The sequence below is a fragment of the Dolichospermum sp. UHCC 0352 genome, assembly GCF_009711925.1.
Classification (GTDB): Bacteria; Cyanobacteriota; Cyanobacteriia; order Cyanobacteriales; family Nostocaceae; genus Dolichospermum; species Dolichospermum lemmermannii.
The window spans coordinates 1-2,179 of sequence record NZ_VIKY01000005.1 but is presented as its reverse complement, the minus strand read 5'-3'; the positions used below and the strand labels follow the sequence as shown (position 1 = coordinate 2,179).

The following is a 2,179-nucleotide window of genomic DNA, read 5'->3' as shown; positions in this document are numbered from 1 at the left end:
TCCGATTCAATTCTAGCTAAATCGTTGGCTTTATTTTGAGATAATTTAGCCGTTGCTGTTCTGATATCTGATTCAAGTCTGTTTAACTTCAAATCAGTTTGAGGTGTTTCGTATTGTTTCTTGAATACCAAAACAATTTTGCTGTTATTGTTCTGGTAAACAGTTTTATTTTTGGTGTTTTCACAAGTACCCAAAACTTCTATTGCTTCACCAACTGCTTCTGGCATCAAGCCTTCAATTTCAAATTGCAACTTAGAAATATTGTTTCTAAGCTCAAGTAACTTTTCCAGATTTTTCATGATAAACTAACTTCAGTAATTAACTTATTAGAGGGGTTAGTTGCAATCCTAACCCTTCATTTTTCATGAGTTCAATTCAGATTTATTCTGGTCAGACGTGGACATTGCCAGAATTGATTCTAAAGTTTCATGGTCAAACTCAAGTAGTTTCTTGCAACCAGCTTGAAAAGATTGAAATTTCTCCCTGGCATAATCAGAATCTACAAAGCTAGTTCTGAAGAGAAAATCATAATAATCCATATTCCAGTAGGCTTTTGCCAATTGATTCAAAAATTCAGTTGTCATTATTCATCCTCTTTGATATTAAATTCGTCAGCTATTTCTTGCCAATTAATTTCTTCAAGACTTGCTGTAAGTAAATAAGTTAATGGTTGAAATAATATTGAATCTTTATTTTCTAAGAAGTGATTTTTCAAGGATTCAAAATATTTCTCTAGTTCACTTGCAGATGATTCACAAGGTAATCCATTGTTGGTTATCCACATTGAAATTACATAAGTTTCGTAATTTCTCCAACCTTCCCATCTACCATCATTCATCACAGTCATCATCTTTTTCTGTATCGTCTTCGTCGCTATCAATCCCATTTAGTTCTGTTAATTGTTTCCAATTCACCACATTAAGCGACTCAGTAAGTAGGTCTTCTAACGCACTACAAAATCTGTTATATTGCGATTTTTCTTTGAATATTTCATTTTTGAGATTTAAGAAACTATCTTTCAATTCCTGTTCTGACAAATCACAATCTTCAATCCATAAACTAACTTGCCAAGTCTCGTCATTTGAGTATCCGTTACAAGTCATTATTCTTTCATCCAGATAATACAATCATGAACACAACCACTAAGCGGTAGCACTGAAAAAATAAAGCTATCAAAGTTCAGATACCACCATTGTTTTACCGTCAAAAATCTCAACTTTCACAACTTTTTCTAAATTTTCAATAGGGTAAATTCCTACAGCGAAATATTTTCCTAGAAAATACTCAATCGTTGATTCATAAGATGCCGTTGCACTGATTGAGGTTTTCCATGTATAGCCTGTAGTGGTTGTAAGTTTTGCTGATTTGAGCATTTATTTCTCCTGATGGATTTGCATAACAAAACCCCTAACTCTATTGTGAATAGAATTAGGAGTATTAAAATTAGAAATGGTTAAAACAAACTAAATTGAGTATGATTTGGTTTTGGTGGTTGATAAATCGAGACTTCTTTCGTTTTTGGATGCACTTTAATCACAGACATAAACTTCTTAACTGCCATGCAATAAGTTTTGAAAGCTCCACCTGTAAATCTTCCGTCATAGATTGCAATGCAGACATCAGAATGATCAATCATGTATCTATTTCTGATGTGCATACAATCTGCGGTATAGTTGGGTCTAAGGATTACTTGATTTTCTGCATATCTGAGAAGAAAATCGCTTTCTTTCCTATGCTGCAAACTCCACAATTCTGATTGATTAGCGCAAGGGATTACAGCCGTCCAAGGTAAATTTCTACTCATTAAAACCTTTGCAGCCAATTGATCTGAACCTAAAGCCATACCAACAAAAAAATGATTTATCCCCATGTCTAAAGCTAAGTCAATTGCTATGTTGATTTGTTTGGTGATATCAGGGATTTTTCTATGACCTGTAAAGCAAGCAATTTTCTGAGAATATAGTTCTGGATATTCTGGCTCATATCTGGTTTCTTCAACAGATACACCATGAGCTTCAATTGTTTGAGCAATATATTTCATCATGAAACTACTACTAAAGACCAAAACCAAAAGGCGGTAGCACAGAAAAAAATGAAATAGATCCTAACCTTCATGATGAAAGCTAGGATTCCAATTAATTAAAAATCTATTTCCTCGCGGATTTGCTTATACCGACGT

The 2,179-nt window shown here is 33.6% G+C and carries 6 protein-coding genes; all 6 read right to left on the bottom strand.

The genetic code is table 11. The features are described from left to right. Positions 1 to 299: hypothetical protein (locus FJR06_RS00300; RefSeq protein WP_168650274.1), on the bottom strand; the 299-nt coding region annotated here is incomplete at its 3' end. 63 nt (positions 300 to 362) lie between these two features. Further along, positions 363 to 584 carry a hypothetical protein gene (locus FJR06_RS00295; RefSeq protein ID WP_168650273.1) on the bottom strand — a complete coding sequence of 74 codons (222 nt, stop codon included), beginning with the start codon at positions 582 to 584 and terminating at the stop codon, positions 363 to 365. After that, complete coding sequence (locus FJR06_RS00290; protein WP_168650271.1) at positions 584 to 886, bottom strand: hypothetical protein; 303 nt, start codon at positions 884 to 886, stop codon at positions 584 to 586. The genes FJR06_RS00295 and FJR06_RS00290 overlap by 1 nt, the downstream gene beginning before the upstream one ends. Beyond that, positions 831 to 1,103, bottom strand: a complete 273-nt coding sequence (locus FJR06_RS00285) for a hypothetical protein (protein ID WP_015081240.1) — start codon at positions 1,101 to 1,103, stop codon at positions 831 to 833. The genes FJR06_RS00290 and FJR06_RS00285 overlap by 56 nt, the downstream gene beginning before the upstream one ends. 69 nt (positions 1,104 to 1,172) lie before the next feature. Continuing rightward, entirely contained in the window at positions 1,173 to 1,373 is a 201-nt protein-coding gene (locus tag FJR06_RS00280) for a hypothetical protein (protein ID WP_015080864.1), read from the bottom strand. An 80-nt stretch (positions 1,374 to 1,453) separates the two neighbouring features. Then, complete coding sequence (locus FJR06_RS00275) at positions 1,454 to 2,044, bottom strand: SLOG family protein (RefSeq protein WP_015081241.1); 591 nt, start codon at positions 2,042 to 2,044, stop codon at positions 1,454 to 1,456. Between the last annotated feature and the right edge of the window lie 135 nt (positions 2,045 to 2,179).